The 18,181-nt window shown below is 67.0% G+C and carries 21 protein-coding genes; 3 read left to right on the top strand and 18 right to left on the bottom strand.

The features are described from left to right. Positions 1–438: 438 nt before the first annotated feature. The 9 genes from ubiB to rlmE all read right to left on the bottom strand — a co-directional run bounded on the left by ubiB (position 439) and on the right by rlmE (position 9,323). A complete protein-coding gene (gene ubiB / locus ABE522_RS06390; protein ID WP_346590991.1) occupies positions 439–2,118 on the bottom strand; it encodes a 2-polyprenylphenol 6-hydroxylase in 1,680 nt (559 codons plus the stop codon). Between the two features lie 36 nt (positions 2,119–2,154). After that, entirely contained in the window at positions 2,155–2,649 is a 495-nt protein-coding gene (locus tag ABE522_RS06385) for a CinA family protein (protein WP_346590990.1), read from the bottom strand. 73 nt (positions 2,650–2,722) lie between these two features. After that, positions 2,723–4,033 carry a ribosome rescue GTPase HflX gene (hflX, locus tag ABE522_RS06380; protein ID WP_042614904.1) on the bottom strand — a complete coding sequence of 437 codons (1,311 nt, stop codon included), beginning with the start codon at positions 4,031–4,033 and terminating at the stop codon, positions 2,723–2,725. A gap of 14 nt (positions 4,034–4,047) precedes the next feature. After that, positions 4,048–4,326 (bottom strand): RNA chaperone Hfq, encoded by a 279-nt coding sequence (hfq, locus tag ABE522_RS06375; RefSeq protein WP_346590989.1) that lies wholly within the window; start codon positions 4,324–4,326, stop codon positions 4,048–4,050. A gap of 102 nt (positions 4,327–4,428) precedes the next feature. After that, complete coding sequence (miaA, locus tag ABE522_RS06370; protein ID WP_346590988.1) at positions 4,429–5,382, bottom strand: tRNA (adenosine(37)-N6)-dimethylallyltransferase MiaA; 954 nt, start codon at positions 5,380–5,382, stop codon at positions 4,429–4,431. Next, a complete protein-coding gene (gene folP, locus ABE522_RS06365) occupies positions 5,382–6,278 on the bottom strand; it encodes a dihydropteroate synthase (protein ID WP_346590987.1) in 897 nt (298 codons plus the stop codon). The genes miaA and folP overlap by 1 nt, the downstream gene beginning before the upstream one ends. An 89-nt stretch (positions 6,279–6,367) precedes the next feature. Further along, entirely contained in the window at positions 6,368–6,553 is a 186-nt protein-coding gene (locus ABE522_RS06360; protein ID WP_346590986.1) for a hypothetical protein, read from the bottom strand. Positions 6,554–6,680: 127 nt separating this feature from the next. Further along, positions 6,681–8,627, bottom strand: coding sequence for an ATP-dependent zinc metalloprotease FtsH (gene ftsH / locus ABE522_RS06355; protein ID WP_182655496.1), 1,947 nt, complete (start codon positions 8,625–8,627; stop codon positions 6,681–6,683). Between the two features lie 63 nt (positions 8,628–8,690). Beyond that, positions 8,691–9,323 carry a 23S rRNA (uridine(2552)-2'-O)-methyltransferase RlmE gene (rlmE, locus tag ABE522_RS06350; RefSeq protein WP_101100066.1) on the bottom strand — a complete coding sequence of 211 codons (633 nt, stop codon included), beginning with the start codon at positions 9,321–9,323 and terminating at the stop codon, positions 8,691–8,693. Positions 9,324–9,388: 65 nt separating this feature from the next. On the opposite strand from rlmE, the gene yhbY reads away from it, so the two are divergent. Both yhbY and ABE522_RS06340 read left to right on the top strand, forming a co-directional pair. Then, the gene (gene yhbY / locus ABE522_RS06345; protein WP_042614911.1) at positions 9,389–9,694 is read left to right on the top strand and encodes a ribosome assembly RNA-binding protein YhbY; all 306 of its coding nucleotides are present in this window, start codon (positions 9,389–9,391) and stop codon (positions 9,692–9,694) included. A 15-nt stretch (positions 9,695–9,709) separates the two neighbouring features. Further along, positions 9,710–10,084, top strand: coding sequence for an Mth938-like domain-containing protein (locus tag ABE522_RS06340; RefSeq protein ID WP_191771769.1), 375 nt, complete (start codon positions 9,710–9,712; stop codon positions 10,082–10,084). A 429-nt stretch (positions 10,085–10,513) separates the two neighbouring features. Here ABE522_RS06340 and ABE522_RS06335 read toward each other — a convergent pair whose 3' ends face one another. Genes ABE522_RS06335 through surE form a run of 4 tightly spaced genes read right to left on the bottom strand, consistent with a single transcriptional unit; the run spans position 10,514 to position 13,383 of the window. Next, positions 10,514–11,296 carry a peptidoglycan DD-metalloendopeptidase family protein gene (locus ABE522_RS06335; protein WP_346590985.1) on the bottom strand — a complete coding sequence of 261 codons (783 nt, stop codon included), beginning with the start codon at positions 11,294–11,296 and terminating at the stop codon, positions 10,514–10,516. Continuing rightward, positions 11,293–11,907, bottom strand: a complete 615-nt coding sequence (locus ABE522_RS06330; RefSeq protein WP_042613034.1) for a YqaA family protein — start codon at positions 11,905–11,907, stop codon at positions 11,293–11,295. Before ABE522_RS06330 ends, ABE522_RS06335 begins: the two co-directional genes overlap by 4 nt. A 22-nt stretch (positions 11,908–11,929) precedes the next feature. After that, positions 11,930–12,607: a protein-L-isoaspartate(D-aspartate) O-methyltransferase gene (locus tag ABE522_RS06325; protein ID WP_346590984.1), complete on the bottom strand. Its 678-nt coding sequence runs from the start codon at positions 12,605–12,607 to the stop codon at positions 11,930–11,932. Further along, a complete protein-coding gene (surE, locus tag ABE522_RS06320; protein ID WP_346590995.1) occupies positions 12,604–13,383 on the bottom strand; it encodes a 5'/3'-nucleotidase SurE in 780 nt (259 codons plus the stop codon). Before surE ends, ABE522_RS06325 begins: the two co-directional genes overlap by 4 nt. A 190-nt stretch (positions 13,384–13,573) precedes the next feature. On the opposite strand from surE, the gene ABE522_RS06315 reads away from it, so the two are divergent. Next, complete coding sequence (locus ABE522_RS06315) at positions 13,574–14,110, top strand: Smr/MutS family protein (RefSeq protein ID WP_346590983.1); 537 nt, start codon at positions 13,574–13,576, stop codon at positions 14,108–14,110. Between the two features lie 100 nt (positions 14,111–14,210). On the opposite strand, the gene truD is transcribed toward ABE522_RS06315, so the two are convergent. The 5 genes from truD to eno are packed head-to-tail and all read right to left on the bottom strand — an operon-like array spanning position 14,211 to position 18,101. Continuing rightward, positions 14,211–15,230, bottom strand: a complete 1,020-nt coding sequence (gene truD, locus ABE522_RS06310) for a tRNA pseudouridine(13) synthase TruD (protein ID WP_346590982.1) — start codon at positions 15,228–15,230, stop codon at positions 14,211–14,213. Beyond that, the gene (gene ispF, locus ABE522_RS06305) at positions 15,227–15,724 is read right to left on the bottom strand and encodes a 2-C-methyl-D-erythritol 2,4-cyclodiphosphate synthase (protein WP_346590981.1); all 498 of its coding nucleotides are present in this window, start codon (positions 15,722–15,724) and stop codon (positions 15,227–15,229) included. The genes truD and ispF overlap by 4 nt, the downstream gene beginning before the upstream one ends. Positions 15,725–15,758: 34 nt before the next feature. Further along, positions 15,759–16,457 carry a 2-C-methyl-D-erythritol 4-phosphate cytidylyltransferase gene (gene ispD / locus ABE522_RS06300; RefSeq protein ID WP_042613029.1) on the bottom strand — a complete coding sequence of 233 codons (699 nt, stop codon included), beginning with the start codon at positions 16,455–16,457 and terminating at the stop codon, positions 15,759–15,761. Beyond that, positions 16,454–16,804, bottom strand: a complete 351-nt coding sequence (ftsB, locus tag ABE522_RS06295) for a cell division protein FtsB (RefSeq protein WP_042613028.1) — start codon at positions 16,802–16,804, stop codon at positions 16,454–16,456. Before ftsB ends, ispD begins: the two co-directional genes overlap by 4 nt. Before the next feature lie 4 nt (positions 16,805–16,808). Next, positions 16,809–18,101 (bottom strand): phosphopyruvate hydratase, encoded by a 1,293-nt coding sequence (gene eno / locus ABE522_RS06290; RefSeq protein WP_101100057.1) that lies wholly within the window; start codon positions 18,099–18,101, stop codon positions 16,809–16,811. Positions 18,102–18,181 lie beyond the last annotated feature (80 nt).

Here is an 18,181-nt window from a genome sequence, read left to right as displayed (position 1 = left end):
GGCGGGAGGGATGGGTGGGGGACGGCAAAGACCGCATCCATGCGGGCCTCGTTTCGCGCCATCCATGGCGCTCAACGCCCCCACCAACCCCTCCCCCCCCGCCCGGACCGTCCGCCCGCGCGGCCCGCCCCGTAAAAAAAAAAAAATAAAAACGGTAGCCCCGACCCATGGTCGGCGAGCGCAGCGGGCCGTTGGCTGGAACATTCCGCCGACCATGGGTCGGCGCTACCGCCTTTTTCTCTTTTTTACGTGGCTGGCGGCCCGTCGGAATCTGTGCAGGGGGCGGGCGGGGAGGCTGTGCGGGGCCTTGAGCGGCAGGAGCAGCGAAGAGCTACATGGACGTACTTGCGCGTGCCCCGCATCTCCTCCCCGCACGACCCAACCCAGTTGCAGCTCCGAATCAGCCACCGCCCACGAGGGGGCTTGCCGCTCGCCGCCTCAGCGCCTGCGGCCGCTGCGCCAGATGGAGAACAGGATCCACACCCCGCACAACCCGGCCCCGATGAACCCCCCCACACCCAACACCAGCAGCCAGCGGCTGGAGAGCCCGCCCACGCTGTGCATCACGATCGATGAGCCAATGATCAGCGCGGCCGTGACGATACCCACCACCATGCGGTTGGCCGCCTGGTTCACCTGGTCGCCGAAGCCTTTCAGCGCATTGGTTTCGACCTTGATCTGCAGGCGTCCGCGGCGTGCGGCCTGCACCAGTCGGCGCAGGTCGCGCGGCAGTTCGCCGGCCAGCTCGATCATCCCCAACAGACTACGCCGGCCACGCTTGAGCAGCGCCCGGGGGGCATAGCGCTGCAGCACCACCTGCTCCAGGAACGGGCGTGCCGCGCTGGCCATGTCGAACTCGGGATCGAGCTGGCGGCCCATGCCCTCCAGCGTCAGGAACGCCTTGATCATCAAGGCCAGGTCGGCCGGCAGCATCAGGTTGTAGCTGCGCAGCAACAGGGTGATGTCGCTCAGCATCAGGCCGATGCGCAGGTCCTTGAGTGGCACGCCGCGATAGCGGTCGACGAACTGGCTGATGTCCTGCTGCAGCCGTCCTTCGTCCACCGCCACCCCGCCTGCCCAGTCCAGCAGGATGTCGGCAACCGCTTCGGGTTCCTGCTCCACCAGCCCGTGCAGCAGCTGCGCCACCTGGAAGCGACGCGACTCGGACAACGTGCCGATCATGCCGAAATCAATCACGCCGATCCGGCCATCGCGCAGGTAGATGATGTTGCCCGGGTGCGGATCGGCGTGGAAACACCCGTCCTGCAGCACCATCTTCAGCACGATGTCGGCACCCCGCGCGGCCAGTTGGCGGCGATCCAGTCCGGCCGCGTCCACCGCCGCCAGGTCCCGCCCGGCGATGCCATCGACGAAGTCCTGCACGTTCAGGCTTTCGCACGTCCACTGCCAGTGCACGGAAGGAATCAGGATGTCGGTGCGGCCGCCGAAGTCGCGCGCGATGCGCTCGGCATTGCGGCATTCGGCGGCAAAATCCAGCTCACGTCGCAGTGAGCCGGTGAACTGTTGAACGACCTCTGCTGGCCGGTAACGGCGCAGGTCGGGCAACCGCGCCTCGATGATCTCCGCCAGCCGCGCCAGCAGCCGCAGGTCCGCTTCCACCACGTCGCGGATACCGGGGCGGCGCACCTTCAGTACCACCTCGCGGCCGTCGTGCAGGCGCGCACGATGCGCCTGCGCCAATGAGGCGGCCGCCATCGGCACCTCATCCAGCCAGGCAAATACCTGCGCCGGATCGCCGCCGACATCCCGCTCCAGCTGTTCGCGGATCTGCGCGTACGGCAGCGGCGGCACCGCGTTCTGCAGCTCTGAGAATTCGGCGATCCAGTCGGGCGGGAACAGGTCCACGCGGGTGGCCAACACCTGGCCCAGCTTGACGAAGGTGGGCCCCAGTTCTTCCATCGCCCGGCGCACGCGCATCGGGGCGGTCAGCGGCGTGCGCTGGGTGTCGTCGCCCCAGTGCAGCAGGCGCCCCGCCCGCTCCAGCACGTCGGCCAGGCCGATCCGCCGCACCAGGTCGCCGAAGCCGTTGCGGATCAATACCGATGCGATTTCCTGCAGCCGGCCGAGATCACGGACGGTGCCGAGCGTTTCCCACATCGATGCGTGCTCCAGGCTGTGCGAGCGCGCAGCATCTCACAGCTGGGCGAGCAGTCCGTTCAATGCCGCCGAAACGGTCTGCCGGCGGATCGCATCGCGGTCGCCATGGAAGTGGAACAGTTGTGCCTGCGCATACCCGCCACGGCGTTTCCAGCCGATCCATACACTGCCCACCGGCTTGTCGTCGCTGCCGCCGCCGGGGCCGGCGATGCCGGTCACCGCCACCGCGATGCCCGCGCCGGAGTTGACCAGTGCACCGGATACCATCTCCAGCACGGTTTCGCGGCTGACCGCGCCGAACGCTTCCAGCGTCTGCGCGCGTACGCCCAGCAGCCGCTGCTTGGCTTCGTAGCTGTACACCACCATGCCGCAATCGAAGAACGCCGATGAGCCGGCGATATCGGTCATCGCCTTGGCGATCCAGCCGCCACTGCAGCTTTCAGCGGTAACCAGCTGCAGGTTCGCTGACTGCAGCGTGCGGCCCAGTTCGCTGGCCAGGCCGGCCAGCATGTCGTCGGTAGGAGGGGTCATGGAACATTCCTGGAACGCGGGATCAGCGTTCTTTTACTACGAAAAGGCGCGCTGACCCCAACCGCAGGTGAAATCACCACTCCGGGAGTTTTTCCGGCAGCAGTGCCTGGATCGCAGCCCCGTCTTCGCCGGCGGCCAGCTTCTCCGCCTCGGCGATCGGGATTTCCACCTGCAGCAGCCAGCCTTCTTCGTCCACGGTTTCGGCGCGGACCACTTCCAGCTGGTGCAAGCGCGCGCGCAGGCGTCCCTGCGAAGCGGGCAGGCGCAGCTCGCCGGTCACATGCTGCAGGCCAAGGCGCTTGCCCAGCGCCGCTTCCAGCACGTCCAGCCCGCGGCCGTCGCGCGCGGAAATCCAGACCCGCTCGCGGCGCGATTCATCGGGCACGCCGTCGTGGCCATCGTGGCGCACTTCGGCCCCTTCGATGCGGTCGATCTTGTTGAACACCAGCAGCTGCGGCAGGTCGCCTGCACCGATGGCGGCCAGCACTTCGTCCACCTGGGCGATACGCTCTTCGCGATGCGGATCGGCGGCGTCGACGATATGCAGCAGGAAATCAGCCTCGCGCGCTTCGGACAGGGTGGAGCGGAACGCCGCCACCAGGTCATGCGGCAGGTCGCGCACGAAGCCCACCGTATCGGCCAGCACCACGTTGCCACCGGGCAGCGCGATGCGTCGCACGGTCGGGTCCAGGGTCGCGAAAAGCTGGTCGGCGGCATACGCTTCCGCGCCGGTCAGCGAGTTGAACAGCGTGGACTTGCCGGCGTTGGTATAGCCCACCAGCGCCACGCGCGGCAGCTCGCTGCGCAGGCGGGCACGACGCATCTGGGTGCGCTGCACTTCCACTTTTTCCAGCCGTTTCTGCAGCTGCTCCACGCGCTTCTGCAGCAGGCGGCGATCGGTTTCCAGCTGGGTCTCACCCGGGCCGCGCAGGCCGATGGAACCACCGCGCTGGCGCTCCAGGTGGGTCCAGCCGCGGATCAGCCGGGTCGACATGTGGCGCAGCTGCGCCAGCTCGACCTGCAGCTTGCCATCGTGGCTGCGCGCACGCTGGGCGAAGATGTCCAGGATCAGCCCGGTACGGTCGATCACCCGCCGTTCCAGGAACTTTTCCAGGTTGCGCTCCTGGCCGGGCGACAGCGCATGGTTGACCAGGATCAGGTCCGCACCCGTCGCGTCGGCAGCCGCCTTCACCTCGTCCAGCTTGCCGCTGCCGATCAGGGTGGAGGGATTGGGGCGGTCGATCCGCGCGGTGATGGTGGCCGCGATGCTGGCACCGGCCGAGCGTGCCAGGTCGCCGAACTCTTCGAGCACGTCCTCTTCCAGCTTGCCGAAATGGGGCTGGATCAACAGGGCGTTTTCACCCTTTTTCGAGCGATCAAACACGTACCACTCCAGGATTATTCAATGGATTCTTCACCCGCCGGTTGGCCATCTTCGTTGGCCTGCACGAAACCACCGCCCGGGCCGAGCTTGACGTTGCGCGCCGGGACCACGGTGGAGATGGCGTGCTTGTAGACCATCTGGCTGACGGTATTGCGCAGCAGCACCACGAACTGGTCGAACGACTCGATCGTGCCCTGCAGCTTGATGCCGTTGACCAGATACACCGAAACCGGCACGCGCTCGCGCCGAAGTGCATTCAGAAACGGGTCCTGCAGCGATTGCCCCTTGGACATTGCTAACTCCTGATTATTGTTTTTATGGGTGTCGGCAGATGCCACGGCCCCCCAGCCGCCCACCGACAGGTCGATGGTACACGGCAGGCGCCCGGCACGCTGTCAGGGCGGCACGAACGCGGAAACCGCCGCCGTCAACCGCTGCTGGTCTACATGGGGATCGAACCAGCGCGCATCAAGCTCGCCACGCAGCCAGGTCAGTTGCCGTTTGGCCAACTGGCGGGTAGCGAAGATCGCTTTGTCGCGGAACGTGGCGGCGTCCTGGGTGCCGTCCAGATACTCCCAGGCCTGCCGGTAGCCCACCGCGCGCACTGCCGGCAGCTCCAGTGGCGAAGCCACCGTCGCCATCGCGGGCAGTGCCCGCAGGGCCCGCACTTCATCCAGGAAGCCGCCGGCCAGCATCGCATCGAAGCGCCGCTCGATGCGTTGGTGCAACACGGCGCGGTCGCGCGGCGCGAGCACCAGCTTGAGGGTCCGCACCGGCAGCCGGCCCTCCCCGGGCATCCGTTGCCAGGCGCTGATCGGCCGGCCGGTCAGCCGGTAGACCTCCAGCGCCCGCTGTATCCGCTGCGGGTCGGTGGCGTGGATGCGCGCGGCGGCTGCCGGGTCCACCGTGGCCAGCTCGGCATGCAGCGCCGGCCAGCCACGCTCGGCCGCCTCGGCCGACAGCTGCAGGCGGGTGGCTTCGTCGGCCGGCGGCATCGGCGACAGCCCTTCCAGCAGGGCGCGGAAATACAGGCCGGTCCCGCCGGCAAGAATGGGCCGCTTGCCGCGGGCGATGATGTCATCCACGGCAGCACGTGCGGCGCGTGCGAATTCGGCAGCGGAAAACGCCTGCCATGGATCGCACAGGTCCAGCAGGTGGTGCGGCGCCTGCGCGCGTTCGGCGGCATCCGGCTTGGCCGATCCGATGTCCAGATGGCGATAGACCAGCGCCGAATCGACGCTGACGATCTCACCGTCCAGCCGCCGCGCCAGATCGATCGCCAGCGCGGTCTTGCCGCTGGCGGTCGGACCCATGACCGCGATCGCAACGGGCCGACGGTCTTCCGCCATCAGCCTTCGTCCGGCCAGCGGATCGTCGGCGCGGCGTCCTTGCGCGGCGCGGGCACCGCATCCACGGCGGCCCACACTTTAAGGGCATCCACGGTGGCGGCCACGTCGTGCACGCGCACGATCCGCGCGCCGCGCTGCACTGCTACCAGGTGCGCGGCAACCGACGCCGCCACGCGTTCGGCAGGCAGCTGGCGGCCGGTCAGCTCCCCCAGCGTGCGCTTGCGTGACAGGCCAGCCAGCATCGGCACGCCCAGTTCGAGGAAGCGTTCCGAACGCGCGAGCAGGGTCATGTTGTGGTCCACGCGCTTGCCGAAACCGAAGCCGAGGTCGATAACCAGGTTCTTCTTCGCGATGCCGGCCATTTCCGCGGCGAACAGACGCTGGACCAGGAAGCGATGTACTTCGGCCACCACGTCGTCGTACTGCGGATCGGCCTGCATGCTTCCGGGCTCGCCCTGCATGTGCATCAGCACCACCGGCACGCCGGCGTCGGCCGCGGCGTCCAGTGCGCCGGGCTGCCGCAGCGCGTGGATGTCATTGATCATCCCGGCGCCCGCCGCCACCGCCGCCCGCATCACCTCCGGCTTGAAGGTATCGATGCTGATCGGCACCGTGGTGCGTGCGGCGAGCTGCTCGATGACCGGCAGGACGCGGCGCAGCTCTTCGTCCAGCGGCACCGGCGCGCTGCCCGGGCGGGTCGATTCACCGCCGATGTCCAGCAGGTCGGCGCCCTCTTCCACCAGCTTCAGGCCGTGCGCGACGGCAGCCTCGGCACTGTCGTGCTGGCCGCCATCGGAAAACGAATCCGGGGTGACGTTGACGATGCCCATCACCCGCGCACGGTCGAGGCGCAGTACGCGGCCGGCACAGTCGAGCTGGGGGGAAATATCGAACATGGCGATCCCTCGGGGTAGTGACGGCCGCTGGCCGTCAACAGGAATTCGAACGTTGCGCCGGGCATGGCCCGACGGTGTCAGGGTCGGAATCAGCGCCGGCGACGCTTGCGGTCCAGATACAGCGTCTTGCCGATGCTGAGCACGATGCCCAGCGCGATGCCCACCCCGCAGCCGAGCAGCAGGTTGTCCAGGCCCAGGCCGACGGCCACGCCGACCACCGTGGCAATGACCATCTCAGCGGTATGGGAAATCGGCTCGGGCGGGGGCGTCGACATGCAGTTACCGGTCAGTAGACAAACGTGGTCCCCATTGTCCCGCAGCCGCCCCCTGCGTGCACGGGCTGGCTGAACGGAAAAGGCCGGGTTTCCCCGGCCTCTTCCTTCGACGCTCAGCAGACGGTGGTCAGATCTGCTCGGCCGGGCCGCTGATCGGCGGCACCGGGCGGGCGTCGCCGCCCTTGTCGTTGCCACCGCCATTCTTGCCATCGGTATTCGACTTGCCCCAGCCCATCGGCGGCGGCGGGTCGCGGCCTTCCATGATCGCGTCGATCTGCGGCGCGTCGATGGTTTCGTACTGCAGCAGCAGCTGGGTCATCGCATGCAGTTTGTCGACGTTGGCGGTCAGCAGTTCGGTGGTCCGGGCATACGCCTTGTCCAGGATGCTGCGGACTTCTTCGTCGATACGGCGGGCGGTGTCGTTGGACACGCTCTTGTGCTGGGTCACCGAACGGCCAAGGAAGACCTCGTCGTCCTCTTCACCATAGGCGATCGGGCCGAGCGTTTCGGACAGACCCCACTTGGTGACCATGTTGCGCGCCATCTTGGTCGCACGCTCGATGTCGTTGGAGGCACCGGTGGTGACCTTGTCGGCGCCGAAGATCAGCTCTTCGGCGACGCGGCCACCGTACAGCGAGCACAGCTGCGAATTGATCGCCACGCGGTTGATCGAGTACTTGTCACCTTCCGGCAGGTACATGGTCACACCCAGCGCACGACCGCGCGGAATGATGGTGACCTTGTAGACCGGATCATGCTCGGGCACCAGGCGGCCGACGATCGCATGGCCGGCTTCGTGGTATGCCGTCAGGGTCTTCTCTTCTTCGCTCATGGCCATCGAGCGGCGCTCGGCACCCATCAGGATCTTGTCGCGCGCCCGGTCGAAGTGGTCCATGCGGACTTCCTTCTCGTTGCTGCGCGCGGCGAACAACGCGGCCTCGTTGCACAGGTTGGCCAGGTCGGCACCGGAGAAGCCCGGGGTACCGCGCGCGATCACCATCGGCTCGACATCATCGGCCAGCGGCAGTTTGCGCATGTGCACCTTGAGGATGTGCTCGCGGCCCTTCACATCAGGCAGGCCGACCACCACCTGGCGGTCGAAACGGCCCGGACGCAGCAGCGCCGGATCCAGCACGTCCGGACGGTTGGTCGCGGCGATGACGATCACGCCTTCGCCGCCTTCGAAACCGTCCATCTCCACCAGCAGCTGGTTGAGGGTCTGCTCGCGTTCGTCATGACCGCCGCCCAGGCCGGCACCGCGGTGACGACCGACGGCGTCGATTTCGTCGATGAAGATGATGCACGGCGCGTGCTTCTTGGCCTGCTCGAACATGTCGCGCACGCGGCTGGCGCCGACGCCGACGAACATTTCCACGAAGTCCGAACCGGAGATCGAGAAGAACGGCACCTTGGCTTCGCCGGCGATGGCCTTGGCCAGCAGGGTCTTGCCGGTGCCGGGCGGGCCGACCATCAGCACGCCGCGCGGGATCTTGCCGCCGAGCTTGGTGAACTTGGACGGGTCGCGCAGGAAATCGACCAGTTCGCCGACTTCTTCCTTGGCCTCGTCACAGCCGGCCACGTCGGCAAAGGTCACCTTGACCTGGTCCTCGCCCTGCAGCTTGGCCCGCGACTTGCCGAAGGACATCGCGCCCTTGGCGCCGCCACCGCCGCCCTGCATCTGGCGCATGATGAACAGCCAGAAGCCGATGATCAGGATCACCGGCAGGAAGTTCATCAGGATCGCGCCCAGCGAGATGCCGCTGGACGGCTCCTGCTGGACGATTTCAACATTCTTGGTGCGCAGCACGTTGATCAGGTCGCGATCGAACGGCGCGGTGATGGTGGAGGTCTGGCCACCACGCGTGGTGTAGGTGATTTCGTTGGTGCCGCCGCGCATGTCACCGGCGAAGGTCACCTTCTGCACTGCGCCGCTGTCCACCTGGTCCAGGAACTGCGAATAGGTCGCGCCCGGCGCACCGGCGCCGCTCGTTTTTGGCGAGAAGCTCTGGAATACCACCATCAGCACGACGGCGACGACCACCCATAGCAGGAGGTTCTTGGTCAAGTCGTTCATCCTCATTGGCTCCGGTATTCCTCTTGTGCGGGCTGGTGCATGGGTCGGGCTTGCTTGACGAGCTTACTTCATCACGGCGCGCTTGCCCTGTCCGAGGGCATAGACCTCGGGGGAGCGCTTGCGCGAGGCGTCCGGCTTGCGGATGGAGACCTTGTCGTACCGCCTGCGCATTTCACGCACGTAGTCGTCAAAACCCACACCCTGGAACAGTTTGATCAGGAACGCCCCACCGGTCTTGAGGTGGTTGTCGGCGAAATCCATGGCCAGCTCTGCCAGGTGCATCATCCGCGGCTGGTCCACCGCGTCCATTCCACTCTTATTGGGGGCCATATCGGACAGTACAAGGTCTACCGGCTGGTCCCCGACCATGGCCTCGAACTGCGATAGGACGGCTTCTTCCCTGAAGTCTCCGTGAAGGAAATCGACGCCGGCCAGCGCGGGCATCTCAAGGATGTCCAGTGCGAACACCCGGCCGGTGTCGCCCATCTGCCGGCGGACCTGCTGCGACCAGCCCCCCGGGGCAGCGCCGAGGTCCACCACCACCATGTGCGGCTTCAGCAGCCGGTCACGTTCGAGCAGCTCTTCCAGCTTGTAGGCCGCGCGCGAGCGCATGCCTTCAGCCTGCGCTTTCTTCACGTAGGGGTCGGAAAAGTGTTCTTTCAGCCAGCGCTGGCTGCTCTTGCTGCGGGAAACCATGGTAAATACAGCCGGATGGGGTGGCCATGATACCCTGAACCCCCCAAGTCACAGCGCTTTCCTGCATGTCCACTGCCCTGACCGCATCCCAGACCCGTTTCCTTCGCGGCCAAGCCCACGACCTCAAAGCCCTGCTCCAGATTGGCGGCAAGGGCGTGACCCCGGCCTTCCTGGCCGAGCTGGAAGAGGTGCTGGAGCGCCATGAACTGATCAAGGTGAAGGTGGCGGCAGAGGATCGCGAAGCCCGCGACGCCATGGTCGCCGAGCTGGTCGGCACCACCGGGGCGGCGCTGGTCCAGCGCATCGGCCACGTCGCCGTGCTGTACCGGCCGAGCAAGGAAAACCGCCAGATCGTGCTGCCGCGCGGCTGATAACCCGGTCCTGCCATGCAACTGAGCCACGAAGCCCCTGATTACGCCTACACGCTGCGCGGTGCGGATGGTCGCTCTGCGCGGATCAACGACCGCGAACTGACCGCGAGCTTCATCGTCACCCCGCAGGTGCTGGTGGAAGACTGGCCGGTGGGTTCGGTGGCCGAGCTGCAGCCAGCCCATCTGGAGGCGATCCTTTCGCTGGAACCGGTGTTGATCATCCTCGGCACCGGCGCAACGCAGGTGTTCCCTTCGCAGCAGCTGATGGCGGCGTGCCTGTCACGCGGGATCGGGCTGGAAGTAATGAACAATCCTGCCGCGGCGCGCACGTTCAACATCCTGGCCGGAGAAGGCCGCAAGGTCGCTGCGGCGTTCATTCTCGAACGTTGAATTCTGGTCGCTGAGGGCGGCTTTCGGCCACGGATTCTGTGTTCGGGGCGGGATAGGGGGCATTGGCAGGACACGCCGTGAACCCGTCCATGGGGGCTCGCTTTTCGCATCCATGCGAAAAGACGGTCCTGCCAACGCCCCCTACCCCGCCCCCCGACAATCCCCGATGGCCGGGGGGAAAAGAAAAAAGCAAAAGCAGACAGCCGATCCAAGGATCGGCTGCTTTGCGTTTGCCTTTGCTTTTTTCTTTCTCCCCCCGCCGAGGCGACCGTGTCGAAGGCGGGTGGCGGTGGGCTAGCCGGGACCGTTAGAGCCGCATGGATGCGGCGACGAGCCTCCAGGGACGGATTCACGGCGTGTCCCGGATAGCCCACCGCCACCCGCCAGGCAGGCAGACAACACGGCAACCGCTCTAGGCGGCAGCCGCGCTCACCGCGCCGGCAGGTACTGCTGCGGGTCCACCGGCTTGCCGTTGTAACGGATCTCGAAATGCAGCATGTCCCGGTTCGCACCGGTGCGGCCCATCTCGGCGATCTGCTGGCCGGCCTTCACGCTCTGGCCTTCGTTGACCAGGCGCTTGCGGTTGTGGCCGTAGGCCGACAGCCACTGCTCGTTGTGCTTCACGATGATCAGCTCGCCATAGCCCACCAGCCCGGCGCCCGAATACACCACCACGCCGTCGGCGGCCGCCTTGACCGCCTGGCCGCTGGTGCCGGCGATGTCCACGCCCTGCTTGGTCGTCTCACCTGCCACGAAGCGCCCCACCACCGCGCCATCAGCCGGCCAGCGCCAGTTGATGCTGCTGCGCACCGGCGGCGCAGCTGCCACCGGCCGGGTCGTGGTGGTCGTGCCGCCGGACGCCCGCGGTGCGGTCACCACGGTGGTCGGCACGCGGCCACCGCCCGCACCCTGCGGATACAGGCGGATCACCTGGCCGGGGTAGATCGTCGACGGGTTGGACAGGCTGTTCCAGGCGATCAGGTCGGCCGGGGTGATGCTGTGGATGCGTGCCAGGGCGTAGATGGTGTCGCCCTTCTGCACGCGCACTGTCTTGCCCGGCTGGGCAATGGAGGCCTTCGGCGTGGCCGACGCACCGCTGCCACCCGAACCGGAGGGACGCACCACGGTGGCGGTACCGCAGGCGGTCAACGCGGTCAGCGTGATGGCCAGCGCGCCCAGGCGCAGCCCCCTGTTGAAACGATCAGCACTCATGCGAACTTCGACCTCCATACAAGCCAGGCAACCAAGGCCACCACCATCGCGGTGGCGATCCAGCCCAGCGGTTCAATCCAGCGACGCAGCGCCGCTTCGGCGCGCGGTCCACCGATGCGGATCACCGCGGCCAGCACGAACACGCGCTTGCCGCGACCGATCAGCATGCTCAGCAGATACTGCGGCATCGGTACGCCGACGATACCCGACGCCCATGTGAAGACCTTCATCGGGATCGGCATGAAGCCGCCCAGCACCAGGAACGTGAACACCGCCCACGGCGACTCGGCCATCTTGGCCTGCACGATCGCGATGCCGCGCTCGATGCCCGGCAGCATGCCCATCGTGTCCAGCAGCGGCTTGACTGCCTCGAACGCGAAATGGCCCAGCGCGTAGCCGACCACCGCACCCACCATCGAACCGGACAGGCTGAGGGTGGCGAACCACCAGCCGCGCTTGGGCTGGGCCACGCACATCGGGGCCAGCATCACTTCCGGCATCACCGGGAAAATGATCGCTTCGATGAAGCTCAGTACCGTCAGGTAGGTCGGTGCCCGCTCATGGTTTGCCCACTTCAATGCGCGCTCGTACAGCGGCCCGAAAATCTTCATGAATGCCCTGCTCCGTGAAAAATCAGTCCAGCATGCCAGACAGCAGTGGGACGAAGGTGACCGGCGCCAACACGGACTGCGTGATGCTGCCGTCGGGCAGGCGATCCAGCTGCACCAGCGACTGCGCGCCCGGCCCGCCGACCGGCGCCACCAGCCGCCCGCCGGGGGCCAGCTGCTCGATCAATGCATCCACCAGCGCCGGCGCCGCGGCGGTGACCACGATGGCATCGTACGGCCCATGTTCGGGCCAGCCGACCCGGCCATCGTCATGCTTGGTGCGGATGTTCATGGCCAGCGAGCGGAACCGCTTGCGCGCCTGCCGCAGCAGGTCGCCGATGCGTTCGACGGTGAACACGTCCAGCCCCACGGCGGCCAGCACGGCGGCCTGGTAGCCCGAACCGGTGCCCACTTCAAGCACGGTCTTCGGCGCCACCTGCAGGATCGCCTCGGTCATGCGGGCGACCACCCACGGCTGGGAAATCGTCTGGCCGTGGCCGATCGGCAGGGCGGTATCTTCGTAGGCCCGCGAAGCCAGCGCTTCGTCGATGAAAAGATGGCGCGGTACCACGCGGATCGCGTTGAGCGTGGCCTCATCGATGATGCCGGCCTCGCGCAGGCGCTCGACCAGGCGGTCGCGCACGCGCTGGGAGGTCATGCCGATGCCCACCGCTTCAGGCTGCAGTCGCAGGCGCGCGGTCATGCCGGGCGGCCCAGTGCGACGCTCAGTCCGCCGACCCAGCTGGCCACTTTTTCCAGCGCCTGGTAGCGCGTCAGGTCGACCTGGATCGGGGTGATGGAAATAAAGCCGGTGCGCACCGCATGGAAATCCGTGCCCGGGCCGGAATCCTGCTCGCGCCCTGCCGGGCCGATCCAGTAGACCGCATTGCCGCGCGGGTCCTTCTGCGCGATGCAGCCTTCGGCGCGGTGGCGGTTGCCCAGCCGGGTCACTTCGAAACCCTTGACCTCGCTCCACGGCAGGTCCGGCACGTTGACGTTGAGGATCGTGTCGGCAGGCAGCGGATCGGCTTTCAGCTGCGCCACGATCTCCACCGCGGCGCGCGCGGCGGTCTGGAAATGCTTCGGCTCATGGTTGTGGCTGACCAGCGACATGGCGACCGCAGGCAGCCCCAGGTGACGCCCTTCCATCGCCGCCGAGACGGTGCCGGAATAGATCACGTCGTCGCCCAGGTTGGCCACGTTGTTGATGCCCGACACGACGATGTCCGGCTCCTGGTCCAGCAATCCGGTCAGCGCCAGGTGCACGCAGTCGGTCGGGGTGCCGGCGACGGATACAGTGTGGTGATCCAGGCGCTTGAGGCGGATCGGCAGGTCCAGGGTCAGCGAGTTGCTGGCGCCGGACCGATCCCGGTCGGGGGCGACCACGGTGACCTCATGCCCGGCCTGGCGCAGGACCGCCGCCAGCATGGCGATTCCCGGGGCATCGACACCATCGTCGTTGCTGACCAGGACCCGCATCTGGGTTTTCACCACTTCATCGTTCAAGACTTCGCTTCCATCACTGCTGACATGGACGGGGTCACGGCGCTCCCCGGCGGCGACCTCGCAGGTGCGTCTTGTATTGTGCCGCATGCGGGTCGCAAGGCCCACCCTGCCATGGGTAACTGGACACCCTCATGACGGCTGCGGCATGCGTTAACCTGTCGCCATGTCGCATCCGCATGACGAAGATCCCGCCGAGCTGTTCCGGTCGGCCATCGGCCAGGTCACCCCGCTGCGCAAAGGCAGCGGGCCGGCACCGGCCGGGCCCAAGCCGCGCCCGCGCGCGCGTATGGCCGAACGCGATGAACAGGAAGCCCTGGGGGAATTCGCCCGCCTGTTGCGCGCCAGCGCGCCGCTGGATGCCGGTGATGCACTCAGCTACCGCCGCGACAATCTGCCCCCGCGCATGTTCCAGCGGCTGAAGAAGGGCCAGTATTCGGTGCAGGACGAACTGGACCTGCATGGCGCCACCGCGGCCCAGGCCGAACAGCTGCTGCGCCAGTTCCTGCTGGAGGCGCATGACCACGAACATGGCTGCGTGCGGATCATCCATGGCAAGGGCCTGCAGGCTGATGGCGGTGCGCCGGTGCTGAAGAACCTGGTCGACCGCCACCTGCGCCTGCGCAACGACGTGTTGGCCTTCCACTCCGCGCCCACCGCACAGGGCGGCACCGGCGCCGTGCTGGTGCTGCTGGCCCGTTGAAAAAGGAAAAAGGGGACGGAGGGGATTAAGTCGTTTTCGGTCGGCGAAAGCGGTCGAAACCGACTTAATCCCCTCCGTCCCCTTTTTTCGTCCCCTTTTTTTACGTGACCGGCCCGAGTTCGTGCAGTACGGCGGTGGCGTAGCAGCCCGGCGGCAGCGCGAAGGACAGTTCCAGCACGCCTTCCTGCAGCCATTGGTGCTGCAGCAGCGCCGGACGCAGGCGCAGCGAACGGCGCTCGTGCTTCAGGCCTTCGGCTTCCAGCCCGGCACGCAGCGCCTGCGACTGCTCGTCGTCGATCGCGGCCAGCTCCAGCGCACGCGCCGCATCGCTGCTGCGCAGGTCGCCGACGCCCCACAACGGGCCGCTGGGGTGGATGTCGAAACGGGCCAGGCGTTCAGCCAGCACCTCGCTCCACGGCTCGGGACCGAACACGCTGCGGCTGCCATCCAGCATCCAGACCTCACCGTCGATCGGCTGGTCCCAGCTGCCCTGCTCCACGCGCGCGGCCAGCACGCGGTTGAACAGGGCCGAGCGGGCGGCCGACAGCAGCAGCGAACGCTGGTCCTTGCGCATGCGGCGGCCGCCGAACATCGCCAGCGCGGCGGGCACGTTGCCACCATCGCGGCCGAACCGCTGTTCACCGAACCAGTTGGGAATGCCGCGTTCGGCGATCTGCTGCAGGCGTGCGTCGATCGCCGCGGCATCCCCGTCCACTTCGCGCAACACCAGCTTGAAGCGGTTGCCGGCAAGCGCTCCGCGCTGCAGCTTGCGGTTGTGCCAGGTCGAGGACACCACTTCCACTTCGTCGCTGGCCAGCAGGGCCAGGTCCGGCGCCACGCGCTTGGGCAGGTGCACGCTGAAGCGCTGGGTGGTGACCGCGTGCCGATCCTTCATGCCGGCGAAGCTCACCGCCATCTCCGGCAGGCCGGCCCACTGCGCCAGCAGCTTGGCCACGTGCACCGTATTGGCGCCGCGCTTGCGGATCTCCAGCAGCAGGTGTTCGCCTTCGCCGGTGGGTTCGAAGGACGGCAGTTCATCGACCTGGAAATCATCGGGCGTGCTGCGGACAAGTGCACGTGCGAACAGTGGCTCACCAAAGGCCAGCGGCAACGGCATCATGCCGCCACCAGCAGCACGATGGCCTGCGCGGCAATGCCTTCCCCGCGACCGGTGAAGCCCAGCTTCTCCGACGTGGTCGCCTTGATGCTGACCGCATCGACCGGCAGCTGCAGCAGCTCGGCGATGCGCTCGCGCATGGCCGCGGCATGCGGCCCGACCTTGGGACGTTCGCAGATCACGGTGATGTCGGTGTTGCCGACCTGCCAGCCACGCGAGCGCAGCAGCACGTCGCAGTGGAGAAGGAAATCGCTGCTGTCGGCATCCTTCCAGCGGTCATCGCTGGGCGGGAAATGCTGGCCGATATCGCCCAGCGCCAGCGCGCCGAGCATGGCATCGCACAGCGCATGCAGGACCACATCGCCGTCGCTGTGCGCCAGCACGCCGACGGTATGCGCAACGCGCACTCCCCCCAACATGATGTGGTCGCCCGGGCCGAAGGCGTGGACGTCGTAACCCTGGCCAATGCGGACAGGCGGGAAAGGAAGCGTGGTCATCGGAACAGCCTTTGCTATGCAGCGCGCGCGCCGGTCATTCGGCGCGACGGGAAAGTACGAATTCGAAGCGATCCAGGTCCGCCGGCGTGGTGACCTTGAAGTTGTCCTCGCTGCCCTCCACAAGCACCGGGCGCTGGCCTTGGCATTCCATGGCCATGGCATCGTCGGTAACCTCGATGCCAGCGGCAGCCGCCTCGGTCAGTGCCCGCGCCAACTGGTGGCGACGGAACAGCTGCGGGGTCAGTGCCCGCCACAGCCGCGCGCGCGGCTCGGTGCCATCGATGCCGCCATCGTCGCCGGCGCGCTTCAACGTGTCGCGCACCGGGGCGGCCAGGATCGCACCCACCGGATCAGCGCGCCCCACTTCCAGCAGCCGGCTGAGATCGGCCAGCGCCAGGTTGGGCCGCGCCGCGTCATGCACCAGCACGAACTCATCGGCGCGCACGCTGTCGGGCAACGCGAGCAGCCCGGCCAGTACCGACGCCGCCCGCGTCTCGCCGCCGTGGCAGGTCAGGACGGGCTTGCCGGACCATTCGGTCCAGCCCGGCCAATCCGCATCATCGGCACTGATCACCACCATCGCACCGGCCACCGCCGGGTGCACCAGCAGGGCATCCAGGGTGTGGGCCAGCAGGGTCCGGCCGCCTGCCTGCAGGTACTGCTTCGGCACCGGAGCGCCGAAACGACTGCCACGACCGGCAGCGGGCACGATCACCCAGATCGCCGCGCTCATGGCACGTCGGCCGGGTGATCGGCCGGCGTCGGCGCGGCTACGGGGGCGCGCACCGGGGCCACCGGCGCATCTTCGACCACGCGGTAGAACTTCTCGCCGGGCTTGATCATGCCCAGCTCGCTGCGCGCGCGCTCTTCGATGGCCGCCTGTCCTTCCTTAAGATCCTGGACTTCGGCAGCCAGCGCATCGTTGCGCTGCTGCAGGCCATCGTTGTCACGGTTCTGGTGCTCGACCTGGGCTTCCAGGGTCATCACTTCGCCTGAATTGCCCGGGCCGAACCAGAAACGGTACTGCAACCATGCCAGCAGCAGGGCCAAGGCCAACAGCGCCCACCGCCAGTTGCGCATGGGGTCAGCGCTTCAACGAAACGAAGGCATCACGACCGGCGTAACGCGCGCCGGCGCCCAGTGCTTCTTCGATGCGCAGCAGCTGGTTGTACTTGGCCACGCGATCGCTGCGGCACAGCGAACCGGTCTTGATCTGGGTCGCCGTGGTGGCAACGGCGATGTCGGCGATGGTGGTGTCTTCGGTCTCGCCCGAACGGTGCGACACGATGGCCGCGTAACCGGCGCGGTCGGCCATGGCGATCGCTTCCAGCGTTTCGCTCAGGGTGCCGATCTGGTTGACCTTGATCAGGATCGCGTTGGCGGTGCCCGAATCGATGCCTTCCTTGAAGATCTTCGGGTTGGTGACGAACAGATCGTCGCCGACCAGCTGCACCTTCTTGCCGATGCGGTCGGTCAGCAGCTTCCAGCCGGCCCAGTCGTTCTCGGCCAGGCCGTCTTCGATGGTGATGATCGGGTACTGGTTCGACCAGTCAGCCAGGAAGTCGACGAACTGCTCGGAGGTCAGGCGCTTGTTCTCGCCGACCAGGTTGTACTTGCCGTTTTCGTAGAACTCGCTGGAGGCCACGTCCAGGCCCAGCAGCACGTCGTCACCGGCGGTGTAACCGGCCTTGCCGATCGCTTCCAGGATGGTGTCGAGCGCTTCGACGTTGCTGCGGAAGTCCGGCGCGAAGCCGCCTTCATCGCCCACGGCGGTGCTCAGGCCATGGCCCTTCAGCACCGACTTCAGTGAATGGAAGATTTCGGTACCGGCGCGCAGGCTTTCGGAGAACGAGCTGAAGCCCACCGGCAGCACCATGAACTCCTGGAAGTCCACGTTGTTGTCCGCGTGCGCGCCGCCGTTGATGATGTTCATCATCGGCACCGGCAGCGACGGTGAAACACCGGTCTTGCCGGCCAGGTACTGCCACAGCGCCTGCTTGTTCGATGCGGCGGCGGCATGCGCGGCGGCCATCGAAACACCCAGCAGCGCGTTGGCGCCCAGGCGGCCCTTGTTCTCGGTGCCATCGAGGTCGATCAGGCGGCGGTCAAGGCCTTCCTGGTCGGCGGCATCGAAGCCGGTCAGTGCGCCGGCAATGGCGCCGTTGATGTTCTCCACGGCCTTGCGCACGCCCTTGCCGAGGTAACGGGTCTTGTCGCCGTCACGCAGCTCCACCGCTTCCTTGGTGCCGGTCGAGGCGCCGGAGGGGACTGCGGCGCGACCGAACGAACCGTCCTCCAGGATGACGTCGGCTTCCAGCGTGGGGTTGCCACGGCTGTCGAGGATTTCACGGGCGTGGATGCTGCGGATCGTACTCATGGGCTGGCCGGTTACCTGTCAGTAGAGGAAGGCGACAAAAACGAATGCCGCGTGATTATCCCCGCACGGCCGCCCATTGC

The sequence above is a fragment of the Stenotrophomonas lacuserhaii genome (genome assembly GCF_039674585.1).
GTDB classification, from domain to species: Bacteria; Pseudomonadota; Gammaproteobacteria; order Xanthomonadales; family Xanthomonadaceae; genus Stenotrophomonas; species Stenotrophomonas pennii_A.
This window is presented reverse-complemented; position numbering and strand designations above follow the sequence as displayed.